Below are 25,966 nucleotides of genomic sequence, written 5' to 3'. Positions count from 1 at the left end.
CGCCTCGACGTCCGGTGACCCGCTCCCCTGGCTCAGCCTATGCCGAATCCGCTCCTCGGCCGGCCTCAACGTCCGACGGTCCGCCGCAGCCACCGGGAACGGGCATCGCGGGCATCCTGGCTGAGGACCGCCCGCGGCGCGAGGGTGTCGAACCCGTGGAAGGCGCCGGGCCACACATGCAGTTCGGCCTCGCCACCGGCACGCCAGATCGCGTCGGCGTAGGCCACGGCCTCGTCCCTGAAGGTTTCGGCCGACCCGGCCTCGATGTAGGCCGGGGGCAGCCCGGACAGATCCGTGGCGCGAGCGGGTGCGGCGTAGGGCGACAGGCCGGCAGCGCCGTACCGGTCGCCGAGCACCGCCTGCCACGCGGTCGCGTTGGAGGTCCGGTCCCAGGTGTCGAGGCCGGCCATCTGGTGGCTGGAGAACGTGGTGCCGCGGTCGTCGAGCATCGGGCTCAGGAGCAGCTGACCGATCGGGACCGGTCCGCCGCGGTCGCGGGTCAGCAGGGCGAGTGCCGCGGCGAGACCGCCGCCCGCGCTCTTGCCCCCGAGAATGACGCGGTCCGTGTCGAGGCCCAGTGCGGCCGCGTCGTCGGCCGCCCGGACGAGTCCGGCGTAGCAGTCCTCCACGGGACCGAGGTACGGCGCCCATGGCGCCAGCCGGTACTCGACGGAGATGACGGCGAGCCCTAGCGGCAGAGCCCATTCCCGGAGCAGGCGGGGAAGTACGGACCAGGCGTTGCCCATGATCATGCCGCCGCCGTGCATGTAGTACAGCAGCGGCAGGGGCCCGGCGGCACCGGCGGGCCGTGCGCTGACGAGCCTGACCTCCCGCCCGTCCCGGTCCGCGGGCGTCCGCAGCTCCTCCACCTCGAACCGGCCGTCGGCCCGGAGTTCGCCGAGGGCCGGTCTGGGGCGGGCGGCGGCATCCCGCTCCTGCCTGGCCGCGAGACCTTCCGGCGTCAGCGGCTCACGTGCCTCCGCCCCCATGGCCGCCAGCGCGGCACGCAACTCCGGGTCGAACGGAGGCGCGTGCCGCGCCGGCGAGTCGGGGCGGTGCTCCGAGGGCCTTCCACCGGTATCCACGACAGGACCTCCCCGGACCGGAGGATGCCCGGCGGCATCCCGACCGGGACAGCCTGCCAGCACGACCGCGCCGGCAGCACCCGGGGGCAGTGCGCCGGACGAACCCCGTCCGGCCGTGCACGCGAAGTTCCGTCGTACGCCCGGTAGATGAGGTGGGCGGGACGGGACTTCGCGTACATGCCTAGGCCTCGCCCTCCGGGTCCGGCAGCAGCGGGGTCTGCACCTGCACCACACCCCTGCGCGTGATCAGCTGTGCCCGGCCGGGCGGCAGCTGCCTCGGCTTGGTGTCGTTGAACAGATATCCCTCCGAGGGCGGGCAGGAGAGCAGCGCGGCAGGTGAGTTGACCTCCAGCAGACGGCGCAGCAGCGGATCGTTCATCGCCCGCGCCGCGCCGTTGGCGCTGCGTGCCACGATCAGGTGCAGACCGAGCTCCGCGCCCTGGGCGAGGTAGTCGAGCAGCGGCCCGAAGTGGTTGCTCATGTTGCCGCCGGACACCATGTCGTAGTCGTCCACGACCAGGAAGACCCGCGGGCCGCTCCACCAGTCCCGCCGCTTCAGCTGGGCGGGCGAGATGTCCGCGCCGGGCAGGCGCTCCTTCATGGCCCGTGCGATGCCGTCCACCGCCTGCTTGAGTACGTCGACGGAGACGGCGTAGCCCAGCCGGTGCGACTCGGGGACGCTCTCCAGCAGCCCGCGCCGGTAGTCGATCAGCAACACCCGCGCCTCGGCGGGGGTGTAGCGGTCGGTGACCGCCTGGCAGACCGAGCGCAGCAGGTTGGTCTTGCCGGTCTCCGCGTCGCCCACCACCACCAGGTGCGCCGTCTGTGCGAAGTCGTGCCACATGACGTCGAGCTGGTTGCCCTCCAGGCCCAGCGGCAGGCGCAGATCGCCGTCCGCGCCGACCTCGGCGTCGGGCAGCTCGGAGGGTTCCAGGACCGCCGGCAGGGTGCGGACCGCGGGTGCGGGCGGGCCCTGCCAGTGCTCGGCCACCTGGGCCACCGCGTCGGCGACGCCCGCCCCGAGGTCCGAGGAACTGTCGCCGCCGTCCAGCCGGGGCAGAGCCGTGAGGAAGTGGTGCTTGGAATCGGTCATGCCGCGGCCGGGCGACTTGGGGATGGTCGCGGCGGCCCGCATGTTGATCACGGAGTCCATGCTGTCGCCGAGCCGCAGCTCGAAGCGGGTGCCGAGCTGGTCCCGCAGCGCGGTGGGGATCTCCGACCAGCGGCCCGCCGCCACGATGAGGTGCACGCCGTAGTTGAGGCCCCGCGCCGCCAGCGCCGTGAAGGTGTCCATGATGTCCATGAAGTCCTGGCGGATCGTGCCCCAGCCGTCGACGACGAGGAACACATCGCCGTACGGCTCGTCCGGCAACTCACCGGCGGCCCGGCGGGCGCGCAGCATCGCCATGGAATCGATGCCCAGCTCGGAGAACTGCTTCTCGCGCCGGGCCACCAGCCCGTGCACCTCGGCCAGTGTGCGCTGCACCCGCTCCAGGTCCAGTCGGCCCGTCACACCGCCCACATGCGGCAGGTCGCGGAGCGAACCGAGTGAACCCCCGCCGAAGTCCAGGCAGTAGAACTGGACTTCGCGCGGAGTGTGCGTGAGCGCGAGCGACATGATCAGGTCGCGTACGAGGGTGGACTTGCCGCTCTGCGGACCGCCCGCGATACCGACGTGCCCGCCCGCGCCGGACAGCTCGGCCACCAGGGGTTCGCGGCTCTGGTCGAAGGGCCGGTCGATGATGCCCACCGGCACCGTCAGCCGGCCGTGCAGCTCGGGATCGATGGTGGTGAGACCCCGCTCGGCGTGCGGCTCCACGCCCATCAGCAGGACGTCCAGCGACAGCGGGCTGTCCAGCGGCGGCAGCCAGACCCGGTGCGCGGGCCTGCCGCCCTCCCGCATCCGGGACACGGCCAGCGCGAGCAGGGACTCCTCGCTCTCCTCCTCCGCCACCGGCTGCGGGGCCGGGTCGGGCGCGGGGAGCCGGGGCGCGGTCCACTCCGTGCGGTACGGGACGACCTGACCGGCGACGGCCGACGCGCCGACCCTGCGGACGCCCTGGTAGGGCCCGGAGACGTACGCGGCCTTGAACCGGACCAGGGTCCCGGTGTCCTTCTTGAGGATGGCGCTGCCGGGTACGGAGGGCAGCTGGTAGGCGTCCGGCACACCCAGGACGCCACGGCTCTCCATCGAGGAGAACGTCCGCAGGGCGATCCGGTACGACAGATGCGACTCCAGCTGGGTCATCCGGCCCTCGTCCAGCCGCTGCGAGGCGAGCAGCAGATGCACGCCCAGGCTGCGGCCGAGCCGCCCCACCATCACGAACAGGTCCATGAAGTCGCGGTGCGCGGAAAGGAGTTCGCTGAACTCGTCGACCACCACGAAGAGCGTCGGCAGCGGCTCCAGGTCGGTCCCCGCCGCCCGCGCCGTCTCGTACTCGAACGCCGACGTGTAGTTCCCGGCGCTGCGCAGCAGCTCCTGGCGGCGCATCAGCTCACCGTGCAGGGCATCCTGCATGCGGTCCACCAGGGAGGACTCGTCGGCGAGGTTGGTGATCACGGCCGAAGTGTGCGGCAGACCGTCCAGACCCAGGAACGTGGCGCCGCCCTTGAAGTCGACCAGGACGAAGTTCAGCTTCTCCGAGGAGTGGGTGAGCGCCAGCGCCAGCACCAGGGTCCGCAGCAGCTCCGACTTGCCGGAACCCGTCGCGCCGATCAGCACGCCGTGCGGGCCCATCCCGCCCTGCGCCGCCTCCTTGATGTCCAGTTCCACCGGGGTGCCGTCACCGGCGAGCCCCAGCGGCACCCGCAGCCTGGCACGCTCGCTGCGGTCGTCGCGCACGGCGTCCAGATCGACGGTGTGCAGGTCGGGGAGGCCGAGCAGGGTCGTCAGCTGCACGTCCGAGGTGAGCGCCTCACCGTTGTCCGTGGTGATGCCCATCCGATAGGGGGACAGCAGCGTGGCCAGTGCCCTGGCCCGCCGGGGACCCAGCACATCGGGCCTGCCGAGCACGGACGCGGTCTCCTTCCCCGACCGGTCGGTGCTGACCAGTTCGAGCCGCTGCCCGGCGATCCGCAGCCGCAGCGTGTGGCGGGACTGACGCCAGGGCAGGGAACCGGACACCTCCAGCGTCACCGTGTTGCGGTAGCCGTCGGTGGCCAGCCGGGAGTCGGCGGGCGTCCGGGCGCTGTCCAGGACCACGACGCAGTAGGGCTCCTCGGCGCTCGGGACGACGTCCGCCTCGAAGGCGGGCCGGCCGGTCAGTTCCTCGCCGAGCAGTGATTCGAGACCCAGGACGGAATCGGTGACCAGCCGCACGGGGCCCCCGCCGTCGACGTCCGTCGGATGCTGTGCGTGCGGCAGCCACTTCACCCACTCCCAGGCGTCCCGGCGGTGATGGTCCGCCAGCACCACGATCCGCAGGTCCTGCGGCGCGTGGAACACACTCAGCTGCGCCAGCAGAGCCCGCACCATCGCGTGCGCGGCCTCCTCCTCCTCGGACTGGAGCAGGACGCGTGCGTAGGTACGCAGATAGACCGCGACCGGCTGGTCGGGCACCGTGCCGTACGCCTTGATGAAGCGCCGCAGGGCGTGCGCGGACAGCGGCTCCAGGTCCTCGACCGGCTTGGTGCTCAGCGGTGTCAGCTTCGTCGCCAACTGCTGTTCGCCCACCGCGATCCGCACCTCGGCGAAGTCCGCGTGCGCCGCCCGCCGCTCCCACAGCCTGGCCGTCGGCACCAGACTCCACAGGGAGGCCGGGTCCGGATGCGACCACGCCTGCGCCTCCCGCTGCTGGGTGATCACCTTGCGTATGCGCCTGCGGCTGATCGACAGGTACCGCATGTAGTCGCGCCGCTCACCGAGCAGCGCCCGCTTGCGGTCCCCGGAAGCCCGGACGATCTGCGAGACCAGCATGCCGACGGCCGACAGCGCCATCAGACCGATGGCGACGTACATCATGGGGCCGCCGCCGCTGCCGGGACGCAGGAAGATGAGCACCATGCCGAGCGAGCTGAGCGCCATCGGCATGTACGTGATCATGTTGCCCATCGCGCTCTGCGTCTCCGGCACCGTGGGCGGCTCCTGGAGGCTCAGTTCGCCATGGGGCATCTCGGGGCCAAGACGCCGGGGAGGCCTCTTGAAGAGGACCACGCTCAAAGGGAATCGCCTTCCTGAGGGGTGCCGGCGGTTGCCGTGACGCGTCTTCGGGATGACAGAACGTCAAACACCTGCGGTACAGCCGACGGTGCGGAAACGCAGGCCGGGGGGTGGGTGGGGGCGCGGCCGCCGATCTCGGCGGCACCCCACAACGTACAGACTGCACGCACAAGTTAATGTGATCAATCTGACCGCGTCGACCACTGTCCTGGAAGGCGATGAAACGCGCTTGACCGACATATCCGCGGCACCCCTGTGCCGCCTCACGGTGCTGACGCCCGACCGCTCCGTCGAACTCGCCGTACCGTCCGACATCGTGCTCGCCGATCTGATGCCGACCATCGTCGACCACGGGGGCACCGACCTCTACGAACGTGGCGCGCAGGCGGGCGGCTGGGTGCTCCAGCGCCTCGGCCAGGAACCCCTCGACGACGAGAACACCCTCGGCGACCTGGGCCTGCACGACGGCGAAACGGTACATCTGCGCCTGCGCGGGGACGCCCTCCCCGAGATCCACTACGACGACCTCGTCGACGGGCTCTCCAGCCGGCTGCGCGAACGCCCCGACTCCTGGCGGCCGGTGTGGTCGCACCACCTCATGACCGCGCTCGCCCTGAGCACCCTCGCCACCGGCCTGCTGCTCCTGCTGCTGCCCGGTTCCACGGGGCTCAGGGCGGTCTGCGCGGCGGCGACCGCGATCCTCCTGCTGGCCGGTGCGGCGGCAGCCTCACGGGCGGTCGGCGACGTCGACGCGGGCGGTGCGCTCGGCGCGGCGGCCGTCCCCTTCCTCGCCCTGGCCGGAGCCCTGGTGCCCCAAGGGGCCGCGTCCGACGCGGAACTGGGCGCCCGGCTGCTCGCGGGCTGCTCCGCGGCGGCCGGCGCCGCCGTGCTCGCGCTGGCCGCCGTGGGCGCGTGCGCACCGCTGTTCCTGGCCGCCGCCCTGGCCGCGGCCCTCGGGGCGGTCGGCGGAGCCGTGATGCTCTTCGGCGTCCCGGCCACCGGCACGGCCGCCCCGCTGATCCTGGCGGTCGTCCTGCTGGGGCACTTCCTGCCGTCCCTGGCGTTCCGCCTGTCCGGACTGAAGGTGCCGCTGCTGCCCACCAACGCGGACCAGCTCCAGGAGGGCATCGAGCCCACCCCGGACGAGCGGATCGCCGCCCGCGGCGCCGTCGCCGACGGCTACCTCACGGGCCTCTACGGTGCCACCGGGCTGGTGGCCGCGGGCTGCCTCACGGTGCTGACGTTCGAGACTTCCTGGGCGCCGCTCACCCTGGCCGCGGTCCTGTGCGCGCTGATGTTCACGCACGCACGGGCGATCGGCGGCGCCTGGCAGCGGCTCGCCGTCGTCCTGCCGGCCGCCTACGGTTCCGTACTGCTGACGGTGCACCTGGTCCTGCGGACCGACGACGGGTCCCGGCCGCTGCTGCTCGCCGGTCTGCTGGCCGTCGCGGCCGTGCTCGCCATCACGGGCTGGACGCTCCCCGGCCGGCGCCTGGTGCCCTACTGGGGGCGCGCCGTCGACCTGCTCCATCTGCTCTTCGCCATCGTCCTCGTCCCGCTGGCCCTGCTCGTCGCCGGTCTCTACCAGTACCTGCGGGGCCTCAACAGCTGAGCCCGCTCTCCGGCGTCCGCCGCCGGACAGCTGGCGAATCCCGGGGTCCGGCGGCCGAAAGCCCCGGTATCCCGGGCCCTCGCGCGCCGGGCCGATGCCCGGTCGGAAAGGCAAGGAATGCAGTCCAGGCGGGACCAGGTCCACGCGCACATGTTCGTCATGAGCCGGCTGTCACTGGGAATGCTCCGGGACGACCCGGACGCCCCCGAGTCCGCACACCGGCGGACCACGAAGGGTTTCGTCATCGGCCTCGTGGTCGCGGCCCTGGCCGCGCTCATCGTCGTGGTGTACGGGCTGGTGGTGCCCGGCGGCTCGAACGCGTGGAAGGCCACCGGAACGCTGGTGCTCGACGAACGTTCGGGCGCCCGCTACCTCACGCTCGACGGAGTCCTCCACCCGGTCCTCAACGAGACCTCGGCCAGACTGCTGGCGGGTGACCGGATGAAGGTGGTGAGCGTCAAGCCCGCCTCCATCGAGGACGCCCCGCGCGGCGCGACCCTGGGCATCGTCGGCGCGCCGGATCCGCTGCCGCAGGCGGGCGCGCTCAGCCGCGAGGCCTGGTCGGTGTGCACCACCCGGCCCGACGCCGCCTCGGAGCCGCTCCTCACCCTGGCCGTCGGCCTGACCGCCAAGGGCACGCCCGTGACCTCGGACGGGGCCACCCTGGTCCGTACCGTCCCGGGCGGCACCACGTACCTCCTCTGGCACGGCACCCGGCTGCGGCTGAATACCGCGAACTACGCGGTCCAGGCACTGGGTTACGACCCCGACGGGGCGCATCCGGTCCCGGACGCGTTCCTCAACGCCCTGCCGGCGGGCCCGGATCTGGCAGTGCCGGAAGTGGCCGGACGCGGCAAGGCGGGCCCCTCGCTGGCCGGCCGCCCGACACGGATCGGGCAGCTCTTCGACGGCTCCGGCGGCCACTACCTGCTGACGGAGCGTGGGCTGACCAAGGTCACCGCGCTGGAGGAGGCACTGCTGAAGGGCGATCCGCGTACCCAGCGGACCGCCTACGCCGGAGGAGCAGTCGTACTCCAGAAGATCGGTCCGGACGACCTGGCGCGCCATCAGGACCCGAAGGCGACCCAGCTCGTGGGAGCCGCGGGCGGTACGGTCCCGACCGGTCTGCCCAGGCCCAGCCCGGTCGGCGCGGGCGAGGGCGTATGTGCCGTCGTCGGCACCGCGGACGGCAGGCCGACGGTATCGGTCGTCCTGCCCCGCGCGGACACGGTGGGCGGCCGGGCGGTGTCCAACCAGCCGGGAATCACGGCGGGTTCCGGAGCCGCCGACCTGTTCGCCGTACGTCCGGAGGGCGGTGCCCTCGTCACGGCACTCTCCTCGGCGGGCACCGGCACGGCCTACTACCTGGTCACCGAGTCGGGCGCCAAGTACCCGGTCCCCGGGGGCGAGAAGGGACTTCAGCGGCTCGGGTACGGAGTCGATCAGTCCGTTCCCGTCCCGTCCGGTGTCCTCGGGATGCTTGCGTCGGGGCCCGCGCTGGACGACACGGCCCTGCTGACGCAGGGACTCGTGGAAGCGTCGAAGAACGCGATGCCTCGATAGCCGATTCCCCTCGGCCTTAAGGGAATTGAGGTTTCTCTGAGGATAGGAGGGCCGGGAGGCACGCGCTTTCCCCGGCATTTACGCAGCTCACGCACGTATCGCAGATGAACACTCAGATTGTCGGGGAACATTCGTACCAAGATCCCGTACGGCGTATTAACCTGATGATCCGTCGACTGCCGGAGGGCGTGATTCCGGTGTGGTCGACCTGTCGTGCGCCCGTGGTGCCGCCGTGTTCCCGCAGTGTCCAGGAGGACCCCCATGTCTGATGTCTCCGGCTTCAACGTCAACTCGGCCGATGGCCTGTCCAACGATGAAACAGCGATGCTCGAGACGCTGAAGACGCTGGACCAGCATCTTCGCGACATGGATGAGGCGGGCCGCAAGGTCAGGACCATCCAGGGTCAGGTCCGGGCTGCCTACCAGGCGGTTTCCTCGGAGACCCACGCGGCGGGCATCGACGAGTGGCTCAGGGCGCACAGCCGGGTCATGGAGCGTACCCAGTTCTTCCGCGAAGGCACCGCGATGGCCAACCGGCTCCTCACGGACGCCGAGCACGAGGCGAAGGGCTACGCCGCCGGTATCGCCGGCACGATCAACCCCGGGTGACCTTCTCCGCCTTTCTCCCTGCCTTTTCTTCCCCGCTCTCTTAACCGTCTTACGAGGAGTTCCGCCATGACCGTCAAGATCAGCCACCAAGGGGTCCTGGACGCCGTCAAGAACATGGACTCGGCCCAGCAGGAGATGAAGGAGGCGCTCGCCTGGATGGAGAAGAACTTCGGCGCGCTGCGCGACACCCTGAGCGGTCAGACCCGTACCTCCTGGGAGGAATTCCAGGCGGAGCTGGGGCGGATCAAGCTGCAGCTCGACGAGCAGTACGGGGTCGCCCGGACGACTCTCCAGCGGATGCACGCACGACAGATCGACGGGGACCTGGACGGCGGCCGCGGTCTGAGCAACCTTCAGGGCAGCTGACCCGACCGACCGAATCGACTTGTGAGGTGTGAGCATGGCTGGTGACGAGAAACCGGGCGACATGTTCCAGTCGACCGACGGCGTCTATCTCAGGTACGCGAACCAGGAACTCCCCACGTTCCGTCGTGACCTCACGGTCAAGCCGGACTATGTGAGCCTGGGATCGAAGATCCCTCTCGCTGTCGGAAACCCCGAGAAGTGCCCGCAGGCGAAGGCACTCGAGGGCCAGATGGAGACGTACCGCGCCAGTATGCGTACGCGGTACGAAACGGCCATCACGCTCATGAACAACTTCTCGGCCAGCCTGCGGGACGTGGAGACCAAGCACCAGGACGCCGAGGACGACTCCACAGGCATGGGTGGTGCCCTCGCCGACGAGTTCTCCGAGATCCTGACCCCGAAGGGAAAGTGAAACCATGGCTGAGGTGCCCCCCGGGATGCCGGCCAAGTGGGAGGACATCCTCGCCATGTTTCACGACGGCACCACCAAGATTCCGGACCGGAATCTTGTGGCCGGCCCGGGATCGAAGAGATGGATCACCAAGGAGTTGAACGGCGCCTGGTCCGATACCGCCACCAGAGACGGCGGCAGCGACTGGAAGCTTGACGGCTACAAGGCGTACTGGTTTCCCGATCGGGAAGGCAAGCAGTTCCTTGTTTTCGGGTTCAGGTACAACTGGGATGAATTCGGCAACGGCCCGGGCCCGTTGAGCGATTTCACCGGAGCCGCCGGACCTATTCTGGATTCCGTGTCGTCCGGGACGAACAAGGACGCCAATCCGCTCAAGTCGAGCTTTGCGGCCGACGTTCTGCACAACATGGATCTGTGGACGGGCGGATGGGCGGCCAAGTTCAACGAATGGGCCGAGAAGGTGGGGAACGGCTCGGAGGAGCTCGAGGGGGAGTCCGCAGAACTCTTCGAGGCCGTTCTTCTGGCGGTCAAGCGTTCCCTCCAGGAAACGCAGTCCTTCTACATGGGTGGCGCCATCAAGGACGACCTCAAAGCGGTGAGTACCCAGTTGTCCGGCACCATCAACATCCTGAAGCAGAACGCCTGGACGTGGTTCGAAAAGCGGGAGACGGTGACGGCCCCCGAGGGGCAGAAGCCCCGGGAAGCAGGACCCCTCTCCATGCCGTTCACCCACCTCCATGCGGAGTTTCTGAGGGTGATGGGCACCAAGACCGTCGATTCGAACCATGACGCCACGGTCAACGGTCTCGACTGGGACGGCGTCGAGAGAGACGCCAAGACGAGTTGGCTCGCCAACGTCAAGTCCGGTCTGGATGAAGCGTCCGCGCCGACGATGCTTGCTCTGGCGACAGCCTATGACAAGGCAAGCGGAAAGCTCTCCGACGCGAACTCCGTCGTGAAGCCGACGTTCACCATCTCGCTGACGCCCGAGGAGCAGAACAACTTTTACGGCGGCACGGGTGCGGGCGGTGACGGTGGCACGGGCGGCGCCGACGACTTCCTCAACAAGTTCAAGGAGATGTTCGGCGGCGGCGGTGACGGCACGGGCGGTGCGGGCGGCGGCACCGGAGGCGGTTCCGGCGGTGCGGGCGGCGGCGATCTCGACCTCGGCGCCCCGCCTCCGGTCACCGGGCCGAGCGGCAGCACTTCCGGCACCAATCTACCGAAGACCAACAAGCTCGGCCTCGGCCCGAATCCGGTCACCGGCCCCAATGGCAGCACCTCCGGCACGGGCGGCGGCGGGTCCCTGACGGTTCCGGCCGGATCGCGCATCGACCCCAAGACCGGTGCTGTCACCGACTCCAAGGGCAAACCGGTCCTCGGCGCGGACGGCAAGCCCCTGATCGTGCCGCCCGGCTCCACGATCGGCCCCGGAGGTAAGATCATTTCCCCCGCGACCGGTGGCCCGAAACCGCCGACACTTCCCGGCGGCTCCACCTCCGGGGACCTGACGCGGGGCTTCCGGGTCGACGCCGAAGGCAACGTCATCGTCGCCAAGGGCACCAGGGTGGATGCTCAGGGAAACCTGATCGGCGCGGACGGCAAGCCGCTGACCAACATGTACGGCGGGAAGCTCACCGTCCCGCCCGGCTCCCGGATCAACGCCGACGGAACCATCAGCGACCCGCAGGGCAAGCACATCACCGAAAGCAGCAACAACCTGAAGATCCGTAATCCCAAGACGCTCGACGAGCTGCTGAACGGCCAGCGTCGTCCGTCCACGTCGAGCGGCGATCTCTTCGGCGGTTCGAAGGGGGGCTCCGAGAACCTCCGCAGGATGGTCGACAGCAACGGCAACGCGATCCGCGAGCCGGCCTCCGTGGTGTCCGGGCTCAGCAACCGGGCCCGTGCGGCCATGGGGCTGCCCGCGACCCCTAACGTCCCGCCGACGCAGGGCAAGGTGTCCACCCAGTCGCTCGGCGCCCTCGGGCGCGGCGGCGCGGGGGGCGGGACGGGGAGCGGCATGCCGCTCATGCCGCCGATGGGCATGGGTGGTGGCGGTGGTGCCCCGGGCGGCGGAGCCAACGGCGGTGACCGGCAGCGCAACGTATGGCTCTCGGAGGACGAAGAGGTGTGGGGCACCGAGCCCGACGCCGGAACGGGCGTGATCGGACGATGAGTTCCGCAGGTGCTGAGGTGGCCGGGACACCTCCCGGGGGCGAGGATTCCGCCATGCCGCCGGTACCCGACGACATCCGCGCGGCGGCGCGCACCGCACCCGAGCACTGGTTCGGCACGGTGGACCCCGCGTGGAGCGGAGACGGTGAGCCGCCGCTGTGGGCGGTGATCGGGCAGTGGCGCTCCGACGCCGACGGCGAGATCGTCGAATGGCAGCGGAACGACAAGTACCGGCCGTCTCCGGGCATGCTCGGCTGGCCCGAACCGACCGATGACGTGGATGCCGCCATGCAGCTCGCGGCCACCGGCTACGGCCCGGTCGAGGGCGTTGCCCTGGCCGTGGTCACGGCCGAACTGGCCGTCCTGACCGCTCCCGGCGGTGGCGCGGTCAGCGCCTGCACCCCGGACGGCGACCCGGTGGTGCCGGTGTTCACCGCGCCCGCCCATCTGGAGCGGGCGGGCGCGCTCGCCCACCGCGTGCTGCCCGTCTCGGAGGCGTTCGCACTCGTACCCGAAGGCCAGGACCTGTACCTCAACCCGACGGGCCCCGTCGCTCTACGGCTGTCCGCGGACGATCTGTCCCGCGCGGTCGACGTGCTGGAAGCGGCGGCGGAAGGCAAGGAGGAGCAGTACTGATGGTGTCGTTCCAGGAACAGCTCGCGGAGGCCATGGCCGGCCTCGCGGAGCAGACGAAGAAGATCCAGCAGGTCCAGGAGGAACTGGCCAGGGCGTCCGCCTCGGCAACCTCCAAGGACCGGATGGTGACCGCCTCGGTCAACGCCCACGGCGAGGTCCTCTCCTTCAAGTTCCACACCGAGGCCTACCGCACCATGCCGGGGGCCCAGCTCGCCGAGGTACTGAAGACCACCGTGAACGCGGCACGTACGGAGATGAACTCCAAGGTCAGCGGCACGGTCCGGCCGTTGATGGGCAGTCAGGAGGAGCTGGCGAGCGGACTCTTCGGCGGTGGTGAGCTCGACGATCTGCTCGCTCCGCTGCGCGCAATGCAGCCCGAGGGGCTGACGGAGACGGTGCTGGGCGGCGGGCGCAAGCCGTCCGGCAACCGCGGTGAGGAGGACGAGTTCTATGGCTGACGGAACCCTGAGCGTTCCGGGGGATCTCCCGCGCCGGTTCACCCAGTTCGGCGCCATTTCCAAAATCGTCGGTGAACTGGGCGTCCTCAACGACCACATCAACCTGGAGAACAGGACGGCGGGCGGCAAGGACGATGTGTACGCGAAGGAGTACCACAAGTTCGTCGACTCGACGGGCAAAGGGCTCACGTACGGCCTCGAAGGCCTCTCCGATCTGCTCGAAATGGTCGGCATCAGCGGCAACAACGCCTCGGTCATCCTGAACGACGCCGAGGACGACGCCAACCACATCGCCGCCGGCTGAGCCGGCCGAACTCCGAAGACGCGGCACCACACCATGGCGATTGAGGTTTCCGAGGGATGGGCGACCCTCCTCAAGACTCTGACCGGCATGCCCTTCCCGCAGGCGAACGAGGACACTCTGCGGCTGGTCAGTGACGAATATCGCCAGATGGCCGAGAAGTTCCGTGAGGTGGAGGAGCTTCTGCGGCAGGTCGTCGGCCGCGTCGACGAGGACTTCGAGGGCGAGACCGCGACGCGGTTCGTGACGTACGCCCGGCAGTTCGTCGAGAGGACGAACGGCAATGAGAGCATCCTTGAGCGGGCCTACGAGGACGCCATCAAACTGTCGAAGAACGCCCACACGACCGCCGCCGACATCGAGTACACCAAGTGGATGATCTTCGGCCAACTGGCCCTGCTCGTCGTACAGATAGCCCTGGCCCAGGCCCTGATGCCGGTGACGGCCGGGCTGTCCGAGATCTGGGCGGCCGCCGCGATCGCCGCGTTCCGTTCCATGGCGGTGCTGATCCTCAAGTTCCTGCTGGCCCAGATCATCATGCAGACCATCACCGGCCTCGTCGGCGGCCTGCTGCTCGACTCGATTCTCCAGCTCACCCAGATGGGCCGCGGCGACCGTACGGAGTGGAACAAGAACTTCACCGCGGACGCCGCGAAGTTCGCCGCCATCGGCGGTGCGCTCGGCGGGCCGTTCGCACTGCTGGGCGGCGGGCTCGGCAAGCTGCTCGGCAACATGACCGGCAAGGGACTGGGCAAGATCCTCGGCAATGACGCGGGGAACGTGCTGGGCAAGGGGCTGGCCGGGGGCGGCAAGGGAGCGGGCGGTGCCGCCGGCGGTGCGGGCAAGGCCGCGGGCGGCCTCGGCAAGGGTGCGGGCGGTGCGGGCGCGGGCGGTCTCGGCAAGGGTGCCGGTGGTGCGGGTGCGGGCGGTCTCGGCAAGGGCGCCGGTGGTGCGGGAGCCGGTGCCGCGGGCAAGGGTGCGGGGGCCGCGGGTGCGGGTGCCGGAAAGGGTGCGGGCGCCGCGGGGGCGGGTGCGGGCAAGGGCGCGGGTGCCGCAGGAGCGGGCCTGGGCAAGGGGGCGGGTGCCGCGGGTGACGGCGCGGCCGGAGCGAGCGGCAGGGCCGGTGCGGGCGCCGCGGGCCAGGCGATCTCGGAGGAGTCCGCCCGCAAGCTCGGCGAGCGCCTGGGCAACATCATGGGCCGGACCAACGAATCCCTGAATCACGTGGGGGCGGACGGCGCGAGGGGAGCGGCCGCCGGAGCGGTCGGCCGGGAGGTCGTCAAGGACTTCGCGAACGCCTTCGAGAAGAACCTCGGGGACTCCCTCGGCAATGAGACCGCCCGGAACCTGGGCCGCGACTACGGCGAGGCGCTGGTCAAGAACTGGGGCGGCAAGGCCGACTGGCAGGGTCTGACCCATTCGCTGGACGACGCGCTCAAGCCGTACGTGAAGGACCTGGGGGAGAACGGAGTGCGTGCGCTCTCGCACGACCTGCCCGGCTCCTTCGTACAGACCATCAGCAGGAACATCGAAGGGAACATCGGTTTCCGGATCGGTAACTTCGTCGGTGAGATCGCCGGTGAATCGGGCCACGCCGTGGTCACCGAGGGCATGTACAACCTGATCTTCGGGCCCGAGCACAAGTTCACGGTCAGCGGCTGGACCGCGGCCGCGGGCGCGGCCGGCGGCGTCATGGGCCGGGGAGTGGCCCACGGCTTCCAGGCCGTGCACCACGCGGTCTCGGGCCCCCCGGCCGCGCCGCCGCCGCGCCCCCCGGTCTTCTCGTCCGACTCGCCCACGCCGCCGTCCGGCGCGTCGCGGCCGAGCACGGAGTCGAGCACGACGGTGCGCGACGGCTCCGGCCCGAGGAACGACGCCGACCATCGCACGCTCACGGATTCGGCCTCGGACTCCGGTTCGGACAACGTGTCGCTGCGGAGCGGCGACGACAACGCCTCGGACAGCGACAGCCTGTACTACCTGGACGCGGACGACTTCTCGGACAGCCGGACGCTGTACTCGAGCGACGACGACGGGAACGCCGCACCGTACGACGTGTCCGGGGCGTCCGCCCCTTCCTTCGCCACCAGTTCGAACGACACGAACTTCACGAACGACGGCAACTTCACGAACAACACGAACGAGACCAACAACTCGAACAACAGCGACACGACGAACAACTCCGGCGACTCGACCACCAACTCCCTCACACCCGAGCCCCCCGTCCCGCCGGACTCGGTGTCGGAGCTGGACCTCCTGCTGAACAGCCTCCCTGGCGTACCCGAGACGCTGCCCTCCCCGGACCAGGTACACGAGAACGTGACGCAGGAGCTCACGGACGTGAACACGCTTCTGGACGGCCTCCCGGACGTACCCGATACCCCGCTGGGCACGGTGCTGTCACCGGAGGCGGAACGGCTCCTGGCGGACCTGCCCGACGTACCGCGGAACGACCTTCCGCAGACGTCCGACGACGGCGCGGGCGTGGGGTCGTCCAGTCGGTCCGACGACTCCGGGCCGGTAAACCGGACCGCGAACGACCTCGATCGCCTCCAGGAGCGCCTGGACCGGCTGAAGGACCGGCAGAATTCCGACGACTCGGACTCCGACGCCGACCTGGCGGCACGGATGGCGAAGCTGCGGGAGGGCGACCCCGACGGCCTCGGCCGCCCCGCACGGGTCGACGAGCTCCGTGAGCAGTACCGCGCGGCCCTGGAGGAGGAGGGCGCCGTCGGGCTGCAGCCCGACGGCACAACGACGGGTATCGAAGGCGACGGAGTCCTCCCGTACAACGGCGCGGGCGGCATCGCACCGCCGCCGCGCCCCGTACCGACCGTGCCAACGGCGCCGGGTGCCGGCACCGCTCCCGGCGGACCACGGCAGCAGACACCCACAGGGCCGTCCCCGGACGGGCTCGATGTGCTGTTCCCCGATGTCCCGCAGAACGAGCCCGGTGCCCAGCCCTTCACGGGGGACGAGCCGGACCTCGTGTTCCCGGACGTTCCCAAGGCCCCGCCCGGCACCGAGCCCCCGGCCGGGAACCGGCCGGACACGGAGCGGACCGAGAGCGACAGGAAGGGACCGGCCACCGAGGACCCGCCGAATCCCCTCCGTACGGAGTCGCAGGACGAACTGCCCTTCCGCGACGGCTTCGACGGGCACAACGACGGCGATGTCGATTCGCTGATCGCGCGCCTCGACGAGCTGGGCAGCCTCACCGACGACCCGGTGAGCCGGCTGGATCAGCTGCCCGACGTGCCCGAGGGCCTGACCCCCACGGAGCAGCGCAGGCTGACCAAGGAAGTGGAGCGGGAGACGGACGCCCTGCTGGCGGATGCCCGGCGGGTGGGCGTCGACAGGGAGACACGGCAGCAGCTGAGCGAGCGCATCCGCGACGACGCCCGGTCGGGCAGGCACGCCGACGCCGCCGACGGCCTGCGGGAACTCGGCGACCTCGTCGCCGTGCACGGCCTCGGTGAACGCCTCCAGCAGTTCCGCAGTCATATGGACGGCGGATACGAGGCGCGGGCCGCGCAGCTGGGAATGCGCCGCACGGAGTGGCTGCGCCATGCCCTCGACATCGAGCAGTCGGCTCTCGCCAACGATCCCCGTCGGACGACCCAGTTGCTGGACGACTTCGAGAACCGTCTCGGCACCCTCGGGTCCGAGCTGAGCGCCCGCGCCGACAGCAGCCCCGAGGCGCTCCGGAAGCAGTTGGCCGACAACCGGCGGGCCGATGCGGAAGAAGCGGGCATGGACCGCGAGCGGTTCCGCGAGTGGGAGGACCGCCGGGAGCAGGCGGCGACCCCTGAGGATCTCCGCAGAGTGCAGGCTGACTACGACGCCGAGCTGGAGACGTCGCGACGGCTCGCGACCTTGCGGGATCTCGGTGCATCCGAGACGGAGCTGGCCACCTGGAAGAACCGGTTCGAAGGACCGGGGCGGGGAAGCGACCTCGACGCGCAGTACGAACGTCGTACGGTCACCCTCGGCAGGGAGGCCGAACTGGCGTCCTTCCGGGCGAGGCTGGACGCCATGCGCGAGGGCGGCCACCAGCAGGAGTCCTCGGAGCCGCTGCCCCCGCCGCAGGACGGTGACGGCGGTCCCGGCGGTGACGGCACCCCCGGCCGGGACCGGACCGAGGACTCCCGGGCGGAGAATGACCGGATCCTGGAGGAGCGGCTCGACCGGCTGCGCGAGGGTACGGACGACACCGGGATGTCGCGCGAGGAGCGGCAGCAGTGGGAAGACCGGCGCGCGAACGCCGAGGACGACACGGCGAGGCAGGCCATCGAGCGGGAACAGCTCGACCGGATGGCACAGCTGGAGCGCGACCGGCGGCTGAAGGCCATCTCGGACGGCGACCCCGAGGGGGCGGAGCGCGGCACCGAACGCCGCGCCGCATGGCAGAACAGGCTGGACGAGGCGGCGGGCGACCCTCAGGCCATCGACCGGGTCCTCGACAGCTACGACGCCGAGACGGCGGAGCTGAGGCGTGAGGGGCAGGAGCGCCTGGAACAGGAACTGCGTGCTCCGGACCGCTTGCGGGACCTCGACCGCCGTATCGACCGCTCGCTCGACAAGCTGCCCGAGGAGGTACGCGAACAGGCTGCCCACGACGCCCGCACGCTGGTGGAACGCCTGCGGAACCTGGTCACGACCGGCAATGAGCCCGGTACCCCCAAGGTGGACGACGCCGTGTCGCAGAAGCGCACGGACGTCCCAGACACGGATCTGACGGACACGTCCGGCCCGTCGAATGCCGGACCGTCGGCAACCGTGCGCAATCCGGTCTCCCGGACGAACGTCGACGAGGGTGCCGGCAACTCGGCGAAGACCCCGCGGCCGGCCGACTCCGAACGGGACAGGCGGGCTCCGGTGCAGCCGGGCGAGCAGCTGATGGAGGCTCCGCGGCATCTGGACGATGCGTCGGAGTCCGGGGGGAAGGACGGGGACAGCCTCCACTCGCGGGAGCGGGACGACCTGCCGTCGCCGAACGCCCGTCGTGTACGTACACAGACCGAGGACGACACGCAGTCCCTCACCGACACGCGGACCATGTCGGAATCCGAACCGAACAACGACGTCGATCTCAAGTCCGACGACGCGTCCGACTTCAAGTCCGATGACGCGTCCGACCTCAAGTCCGACGACGACGCCGACTCCGTGGCTTCCGCGCCCAAGGACTCCGACATCCCCGTGAAGGAGAACGAGGAGCCGCCGGGAGGCCCTGGCGGTGACGGCTCCTCACCGGCAGGCTCGTCGGGCGCGCAGCAGCCCACGGCCCGCGACCAGGCCCTGAACGCGCTCTCGGCGGACGAGTACGAGCAGCGGATGTACCGGGTACGCCGCGACCGTCCGGACCTGACGACAGAGGAGGCACGCCGCGACGAGGTGTTCCGCCGGATCGAGAACCCGGGCGTGAAGGTGGAGAAGGCGGCCTTCGCCCCTCCGCTGCTCAGCGACAACGTGGATCCGCTCCCGCTGGAGCAGTCCAGTGAATTCGTCACGTTCGACGACAACGCGATGCTGCCGAAGTCGATGAAGGGCCACGGGCACGGACGGATCACCATCAGAGGTGCCGACGTGCTGGCCGAATCCGTCGCGAGGCGATGGAGTCTGCGCCCCGACGGGCTCGACGAGTTGAAGCGCGTGCTCGTCCAGAGTCCGCATACGCTGCTCAGCCCCCGGACCTTCATCCTGCCGACCATGGACGGCGGCCGCCGGGAGATCTCCCTCTCGATGGAGAGCTACGGGAACTGGCGCCGCCACGCCGAGCCGTCGGCGTTGGCCGCCGTGGACGACGTGGACGAGTCCGTACTGCACAAGGACGGAAACGGGAACGAGGGCAGTTCGACCACCTCGAAGACGGAGGGGCCGAAGGCTGAAGGGTCCAAGACCGGCGAGTCGAAGACGGAGGAGCCGAAGGCGGAGGGGTCCAAGTCCGCCGCGTCCACGACCGACGAGTCGAAGACGGACGCCTCCAAGACGGACAAGTCCGAGACCGACGAGTCGAAGAAGGAGGCGTCGAAGACCGCCGGGGCCAAGGCCACCGACGCCCCCGTCAAGATCGAGACCGAACTCCGCTCCCGCCCCGGTGCGACGGAGACCAAGACCCTCGGCACCTCCCGCGCCTTCGGAGTGGCGGTCCCGCTCGGGCCCTCCGCGGGGACCGTCGGTGCGTTCGGGTCGGTGTCCCTCAGCGCACGGCGTATGGAGGCCTCCTACACGTACACCCAGGAGAGCCGCGCACAGAGCAGTGTGACCGCGGTCGGCAAGGACGGCAGTCATCTGCATGTGAGCGACCTGCACATCGTCGTCGAGTCCTCGAGCGTCTGGGACAAGAAGGGCCGTGAGCTGTCCCCGGACCAGCAGCAGCCCGGCACCGCCGCGCAGCAGCGCTACCGCATCCAGGACGGGGTCACCTGGCGGGTCCCGGACAGCGTCACCGACCCGGCGATCCCGGACCGGCTGCCCATCGCCTTCGCGTTCGCGCCGGGCGCCCGGCCGCACCTGCTCGCACCGCTGAGCGTCACCACGGAGACCCGGCTGCTGGACTGGGCGCTCGCGAACTTTCCCGAGGCGACCCCCGGCAGCTTCCTCCGCCACCAACTGGCCGATCTGTTCGGCGAGGAGAGCCTGCGCACGATGATCGCGCAGAGCTCCGGCGAGACGGTGGTCAGCGCCCCGCTCTTCGCCGGTCTCGGCAACCGGTCACTGGGCTCCGTCGAGCTCCGGCTGGTCCCGGCCGACGCCACACTGCTCCAGGCGTCCGACAAGACCGAGGTCAAGAAGGCCGACGCACAGCGCTCCACCGCCACCACGGAGAAGAAGAACACCCAGGGCGCCGGGGTCGGGATCTCCGCCGGTCCTCAGTTCGCGCTGCTCCAGCCCGCGGGCACCCTGAGCCTCCAGATCGGGGGATCGGCAGCCCTGACGACCCAGCGTGCGGAGAGCAGCTACAGCGGCAACACGGCGGAGTCCGTGCGGACGCTCAACAGCCGCGGCCACTCGGGGCTCTACGACGTCCGCTTCCGGATCGAGGTGCGCAGGCAGGGCGGCGCATGGGAGTCGCCCGAGCCCACCGGGGCGACCGCCCAGGCCAACCCGAACGGCCCGAACGAGGAAGGCGCCTTCCTCACCGCCACCGTGCAGTTGCCACGGGCTGACGCACGCAGACTGGCCGGCTGGGACGACGGCACCGCACCCCTCCTGGATGCCGAGGCGCCCCCCGCCCCCGCGTATCTGTCGCCGTCGAATCCGGCGACGTTCGGCCTGCACGCGGTCCTGGACCTCGCCGCGACCCGTGACTCGGAAACGGTTCCGCCCCAGGTCTCCCTGACGGACGAACTGGTCGACCGCATCCAGGCCGGGCTGCACCGCGCCTACCCTGACCTGGTGCTTCCGCCCCGGCCGGACACCGCGGTCGACGGCGACCGGAAGTACAACACCGCAGTGCGCAACACCCATCTGCTGCGCCAGGCACTCTCCCGTACGGTGCTTGAAGGCTCCCTCGACCGCCTGACGAGCACCGGACTGCGGATCCAGCTGGAGCAGCTCGACTCCGTCAGCAAGCGGTACGTCGTTCTCACCGTGCGCGCGGAGGCGACGAACCGTCAGTTCGTGGGTGCCCACCACGATCTGGGTCTGGCGAACAACGTCCTGTCGACCCGCCGCGCGGACAGCGCGACCACCCGTACCCACGGCTGGTCGGTCGGCGTCGACGTGGGACTGACCGGGATCGAGCGCTTCGGCGGCACCGGGAGCATCGGCTACCGGTACGGCAGGCAGACCGCCTACGGCATGACGTACGGCCCGACGCTGACCCCGGACGGCGGCATCACCAGCTCCGGGTCGCAGCACCTGTGGTCGTACGACCTGGCCTTCACCGCCGAAGCCACCAGTTTCACCAGGCCGCGCCAGATCGCGCGGACCATGACCGGCGAGCTGCTCAGCACCCGGTGGTTCGTGAAGCAGGCCGCCGGGAGCGTCGACGTCCTGGCCACCGGGCAGGGCGACGGACAGACCGCCCCGGCCCCCGTCACCGGCCGCGTCACCCTTGCCGTACCCGCGTCGCTGTCCGTCCCCTCCACCCTGCCCCTCAACCGGCCGGAGACGGTTACGGCCCCCGTGTCCGTGCCGATGGACCCGGCTCTGGCCGAACTGCTCTCCTCCGGGAAACCCGTCTCCACGGATGACTGGACGCCCCACGCCCTTTTCGGCGGCCTGCACTCCGTGCAGAGCGTCACCTCGCCCGAGGTCGTGGTGCACCACCTCAAGGAACTGCTCGGCTCCGTCTCCGGCAACTCCTGGATCTACGGGACCGACGGGACCCCCGCCTCCGGCGCGCTGGCCGAGGCGTTCACCACCGGTCGCAACGAGGCGGACTTCAGCGACGCGGCGCAGACGGGCAAGCATGTCAGCGACCTGTTCGGGAGGACGGCCGTCACCGACATCACCGCGTCGGTCAGCGCCTGGCCCCAGGTGCGCGGGACGCGCGTGCTCGCCGTCGTCGACTCCAGCGACCTCGCCCTCTCCAACATCGGCTCGGGCACCAGCGGGGCGGGACACTCGGTCGCCCATGTCCGCAGTCACGCCATCTCGTCCCTGCTGGCCTTCCGGGCCAAGCACACCGACGCGTTCCAGACCTCCGGCACCTACGGTTTCCCCGCGTCGCCGTACCAGCGCACCAGCATCGCGACCTCGGCCGAGACCTTTTCGGCGAACCCGGCCCACACGGTCCAGTACACCGGACCGATGGTCCTGGTCGGCGCCGATGTGGCCTGGCACCTCGCGGCCCGCTCCCAGCCGTCCGGTCTGCTCCAGGCGCCCATGGAACTGATGCGCGGACGGCCGCCCCAGGGCCGGGTCGTGGAGATCCCCGACGGCCTGCTCGTGTGGATGCCGCTCGCCGAGGCGAGGAAGGCCGGTCTCTTCGACGACGGCCTCACCGCTCCGACGCCCCAGCAGCTCTTCACCGCAGTCGATGCGGCCGCGCACGCCACGCTCACGGTCGGCCGCATCGACATGTCCGAGGCGGTCAGCCGGTTCATGGGCACCCTGATGGAAGACCTGCCCCAGCACAAGAGCTGGCTCGGGCCCAAGAGTCTGCTGGCCGACCAGCTCGGCGGCCTGGCACGGCAGATGACCACCTTGTCGCCGTCCGGCATGCGCGCTCTGCAGACGGGCATGGAGAACGGCGGCACCTCCCTGCGTCTGGCCCGGAACAAGATCGGGCCGGCCAAGGACGCCAGTCTCACGGTGACCCTGGAACGGTCCGGCTTCACCGCCGGTGCGCTGCGCCACGACGTGAAGCCCACGATCACCCGGCCCACGTCCACGGCGGAGACCGTCACGGAGAAGCTGGCGCGCGGGTACGAGGCCGGTTACCGGCTCGGCGCGACGCCCACCGTCCTGGACCAACCGGGTCTCCGGAGCGGCGGCTTCACCCTCGACGACCGGGTCGGGTCCACCCGTTCGTCCTCCCTGGCACACGCGGTCACCGACGCCGTCAGCGCCCAAGTGGCCTTCGAGGGACCGGTGGTGACCGGCCGGACGACGTTCGACGTCACCTTCACCCTTGAGCTGCCCGACGGGACAGTGGTGAGTCACACGTACCCCGTCGGCGACGCCGAGGTGGTGCTGCCCCTGAGCCTCGCCCGACCCCGGACGCCCGAACCGCAGACCGCCGAACCGCGGACGGCAGAGCAGCGGACCACCGGGCCGTCGGTGGCACGCACACCCCGGGAAGCCGCACGCCCGATGCTGCTTCCGCCGGACCAGCAGCAGGCCGTGGCGCTGCGGGAGCGCAACGCGGCGGGCAGGAAGCTGTTCGCCACCGGTCCGGAGAGCGTCGTCGTCACCACCGTCGGCGGCATCACCGTCCTCCGGGATGCCGCGGCGTACGCCGTCGACCTCGCCGTCAAGGGACGCGGCGCCACGACCGACGCCGCGACGGAGATGCCCACGAACAGCAATGGCCGTTATGTGCGGAAGACGGTACTGACGCGGCCCGGCACCGCCGCCGGTGAAGTCCTCAAGGGGGGCATCAGCACCGACGTGCTGAGCGCCTACCTTCCGCAGATGATCCGCGACAGCCTGACCGTCACGCTGCACGACACCACGTCGACGATCGGCGGGACGGACGCGACCCTGAAGATCTCCGCCGACGTCGATCTGTCGCGGGCCCGGCTGCTGGCCGTGGACCCGGGCGCGGGACTCGGCGGCAGCCGGCGGACCATGGACAACGACACCTACACGGGTGACACCACCGAAGCGCACATGCCGGCGATGACCGCGGGACCGGGCTTCCAGACGCAGCCCCTGGTCCAGACCACGGCCGCCGTGCCGGGCTGGGCGGACTCCGACGCGGCGGGCGGTGCCGCCGACCGCCGCACCTCCGCGCTGACCACGCTCAAGCCCTTCGCCGGCGGCGCCGTACTCATCCAGGCACCCCTGCACGTACTCCAGACGGCGAAGGCATCGCACCGCATCGCGGACCTTCCGGTCGTCCCGTCGATGCTCAGGCCCGGGTCCCGACCGCCGGTCACCGTCGAGCACACGGTGCAGGACGGGGTGACGATGTGGGTGTCGTTCGACGTCGCCCGGGAGCACGGACTGCTGCCACCCGAGGTCGAGGCCGCTGCGGACACCGTCAAGGAGCAGACCAAGAAGTACACCACGGCCGCCAAGAAGGTCGAGACGGCCGAGCGGCGCCTGCGCGCACTCGACAGCGAGGCATCCTCCCTCCACACGGAGCTCCGGCGCCTCCTGGAGACGCCGGCTCCCACCGGCACGGACGTGGCCGCGGCGCGGGAGAGGCTCGCCACGGCCCGCTCCCGGTACGCCGAAGCCCAGCAGGACCTGGCCAACCATCGCCGCGACCTCGCGACCGTCGAGCAGGGCCTCGCCGGTGCCTCCGAGGCCGCCTGGAAGGCGGTCGAGCACTACACGATCACCGGTCCCCGCCCCTCCGATACGCCGCCGGTCACCTGGAGCGAGCCGGCCAAGGCCGCAGCTGACGAACAGGCTCTTGTTACGGTCGCCGGCTACCCCCCGCTCGCCGAAGCCGTCGAAGGGCCGGTGTCCCTGGAAAGCACGGTGTCCCACGCGGGCCCGGCCGCCGACCTCACCGGACTGCCGCACCTCGTCACACGGGAGGACGTCCTCGCCCGTACGGAGTTCTGGCTCGGCAACGCCGGAGAGCTGTCGGACACGGACGTCGTACGCCGGGAGCAGACCAAGGCGGCGGGCTGGGCGCAGCGCCTGCGGACGGCGGACGCCGCTTACCGGTCGTCGCTGGAGGCCGTGCAGGCCGCGCGGTCACCCCTGAGGGTCGCTGAACTCCAGGAAGCCCGAGCCCGAAAGGCAACGGACCGGGCGGAGGCCGAGGGACGGCTCGACGCGGTCGATACCGAGCTGGAGAACGCGCGGTCGGTGTATGACCGTGCAGTCGCACAGTTGACGGCCGACTACCGGGAACTCGCCCTGGTCCAGACGAACTTCGAATCGGTGGACGCGTCCACGCGCCAGGTTCTGGAGCCACGGCCCGAAGGAAGCGCCCCCCGCGTCGTCACCCCCTGGCACCCCGCGCCGGAACCCGACGGCTACGTCCGTCCGGCCGACGCGAAGTCCGCCCCCGACCTGTACACCACCCAGGGCGAGGACACCGAGGGCCGGCCGGTCGCCCTGAAGGCGCCGGACGGCCGCGTCCTTCACCTCCTGGAGCCCCCCTCCACCGGACCCGCGCGCTTCGACCTCGGTACGAGTTTCCACCGGTCCCTCCTCGACGGGGTCGAGCGTGCCCACCCGGGGCTCCTCGCCGAGCTGGGGCTCCACGCGCAGGGCAGAAGCCTTTCCGCCGCTGATGTCGAGCACTTGAGGCAACGCCTCGCCGACCGTCTGATGGCGGACCGCGACGAACTCGCGGAGTTCCTCGCCATCGATCCCCAGGAGCGGTTCACCGCACAGGAACTGGCCGACGCGGGAATCGTGCTCAGCGAGGCACAAGCCGCCGAACACGCCGCCTCGCGCAGCCGCCTCCCAGACACCGTGGCCGCCGGGCTGACCCCCGACCAGCGCCTGGAGCTGGCCCGTACGACACTGCTGCGGTCCGGCGACGGGCAGATAGGCGACCGCAAGGACACCGGCTGGAACCACTCCGCGGGCGACCTGGCGGCGCTGCTCGCGGCCCGTGTCCTCGGGGTCCCGGTGACCGTCGTCCTGCCGGACCTGAACCATCTGACGTTCGCCGCTCCTGGAACGGACACGGCAGGGAACACGCGGTCGGGCGTGGTGCTGCACGTGGCGGACGACCGGTACCGGCTCGCCGTGCCTCTCGCGACGGACGACCTGCTGCTCAACGCCGACTCGGAGATCACGCAGCAGCCGGCCGACACGGTTGTGTCCCAGAGCACCGCGACCGTGTCGGCTGGCGATGCGCCTCCTGCCGGTCCGGTCCACTACGTGGGCGCCGGTCTCGGTCCGTCGGCTCTGGTCCCCAAGGAACTGAATTTCGTCTGGCTGGGTGGCGAACTGACGGACGGTGCCCGCGCCAACCTCCGGACATGGGCGGCCAAGGCAGAAGA

General features: G+C 70.7%; 11 protein-coding genes and 1 pseudogene. 10 read left to right on the top strand and 2 right to left on the bottom strand.

Going from position 1 to position 25,966, the window contains the following annotated elements; all coding sequences use genetic code 11:
- Positions 1-65: 65 nt before the first annotated feature.
- Both ACIPEK_RS35745 and eccCa read right to left on the bottom strand, forming a co-directional pair.
- Positions 66-989, bottom strand: a complete 924-nt coding sequence (locus tag ACIPEK_RS35745; RefSeq protein ID WP_402005040.1) for an alpha/beta hydrolase — start codon at positions 987-989, stop codon at positions 66-68.
- 277 nt (positions 990-1,266) lie between these two features.
- The gene (gene eccCa, locus ACIPEK_RS35740; protein ID WP_402004975.1) at positions 1,267-5,196 is read right to left on the bottom strand and encodes a type VII secretion protein EccCa; all 3,930 of its coding nucleotides are present in this window, start codon (positions 5,194-5,196) and stop codon (positions 1,267-1,269) included.
- A gap of 277 nt (positions 5,197-5,473) precedes the next feature.
- On the opposite strand from eccCa, the gene eccD reads away from it, so the two are divergent.
- The 10 genes and pseudogenes from eccD to ACIPEK_RS35690 form a co-directional block, all read left to right on the top strand.
- The gene (gene eccD, locus ACIPEK_RS35735) at positions 5,474-6,856 is read left to right on the top strand and encodes a type VII secretion integral membrane protein EccD (protein ID WP_402004972.1); all 1,383 of its coding nucleotides are present in this window, start codon (positions 5,474-5,476) and stop codon (positions 6,854-6,856) included.
- A 117-nt stretch (positions 6,857-6,973) separates the two neighbouring features.
- Complete coding sequence (gene eccB, locus ACIPEK_RS35730) at positions 6,974-8,419, top strand: type VII secretion protein EccB (RefSeq protein WP_402004969.1); 1,446 nt, start codon at positions 6,974-6,976, stop codon at positions 8,417-8,419.
- A 261-nt stretch (positions 8,420-8,680) separates the two neighbouring features.
- The gene (locus ACIPEK_RS35725; protein ID WP_402004966.1) at positions 8,681-9,028 is read left to right on the top strand and encodes a hypothetical protein; all 348 of its coding nucleotides are present in this window, start codon (positions 8,681-8,683) and stop codon (positions 9,026-9,028) included.
- A 66-nt stretch (positions 9,029-9,094) separates the two neighbouring features.
- Positions 9,095-9,394: a hypothetical protein gene (locus ACIPEK_RS35720; protein ID WP_402004963.1), complete on the top strand. Its 300-nt coding sequence runs from the start codon at positions 9,095-9,097 to the stop codon at positions 9,392-9,394.
- A 34-nt stretch (positions 9,395-9,428) separates the two neighbouring features.
- Positions 9,429-9,806: a hypothetical protein gene (locus ACIPEK_RS35715; protein WP_402004960.1), complete on the top strand. Its 378-nt coding sequence runs from the start codon at positions 9,429-9,431 to the stop codon at positions 9,804-9,806.
- Between the two features lie 4 nt (positions 9,807-9,810).
- Complete coding sequence (locus tag ACIPEK_RS35710; protein WP_402004957.1) at positions 9,811-11,985, top strand: hypothetical protein; 2,175 nt, start codon at positions 9,811-9,813, stop codon at positions 11,983-11,985.
- Positions 11,986-12,038: 53 nt separating this feature from the next.
- A complete protein-coding gene (locus ACIPEK_RS35705; protein WP_402004953.1) occupies positions 12,039-12,620 on the top strand; it encodes a type VII secretion system-associated protein in 582 nt (193 codons plus the stop codon).
- On the top strand, positions 12,620-13,078 hold the full coding sequence (locus tag ACIPEK_RS35700; protein WP_402004950.1) for a YbaB/EbfC family nucleoid-associated protein: 459 nt from the start codon (positions 12,620-12,622) through the stop codon (positions 13,076-13,078). The genes ACIPEK_RS35705 and ACIPEK_RS35700 overlap by 1 nt, the downstream gene beginning before the upstream one ends.
- Entirely contained in the window at positions 13,071-13,382 is a 312-nt protein-coding gene (locus ACIPEK_RS35695) for a hypothetical protein (protein WP_402004948.1), read from the top strand. The genes ACIPEK_RS35700 and ACIPEK_RS35695 overlap by 8 nt, the downstream gene beginning before the upstream one ends.
- Positions 13,383-13,415: 33 nt before the next feature.
- Positions 13,416-25,966: pseudogene (locus ACIPEK_RS35690) on the top strand (hypothetical protein); the annotation flags it as partial.

It is taken from the genome of Streptomyces sp. NPDC088246 (assembly GCF_044741025.1).
Lineage (GTDB): Bacteria > Actinomycetota > Actinomycetes > Streptomycetales > Streptomycetaceae > Streptomyces.
Note: the sequence above shows the minus strand (reverse complement) of the source record. Positions and strands in the feature narration are given on the sequence as shown.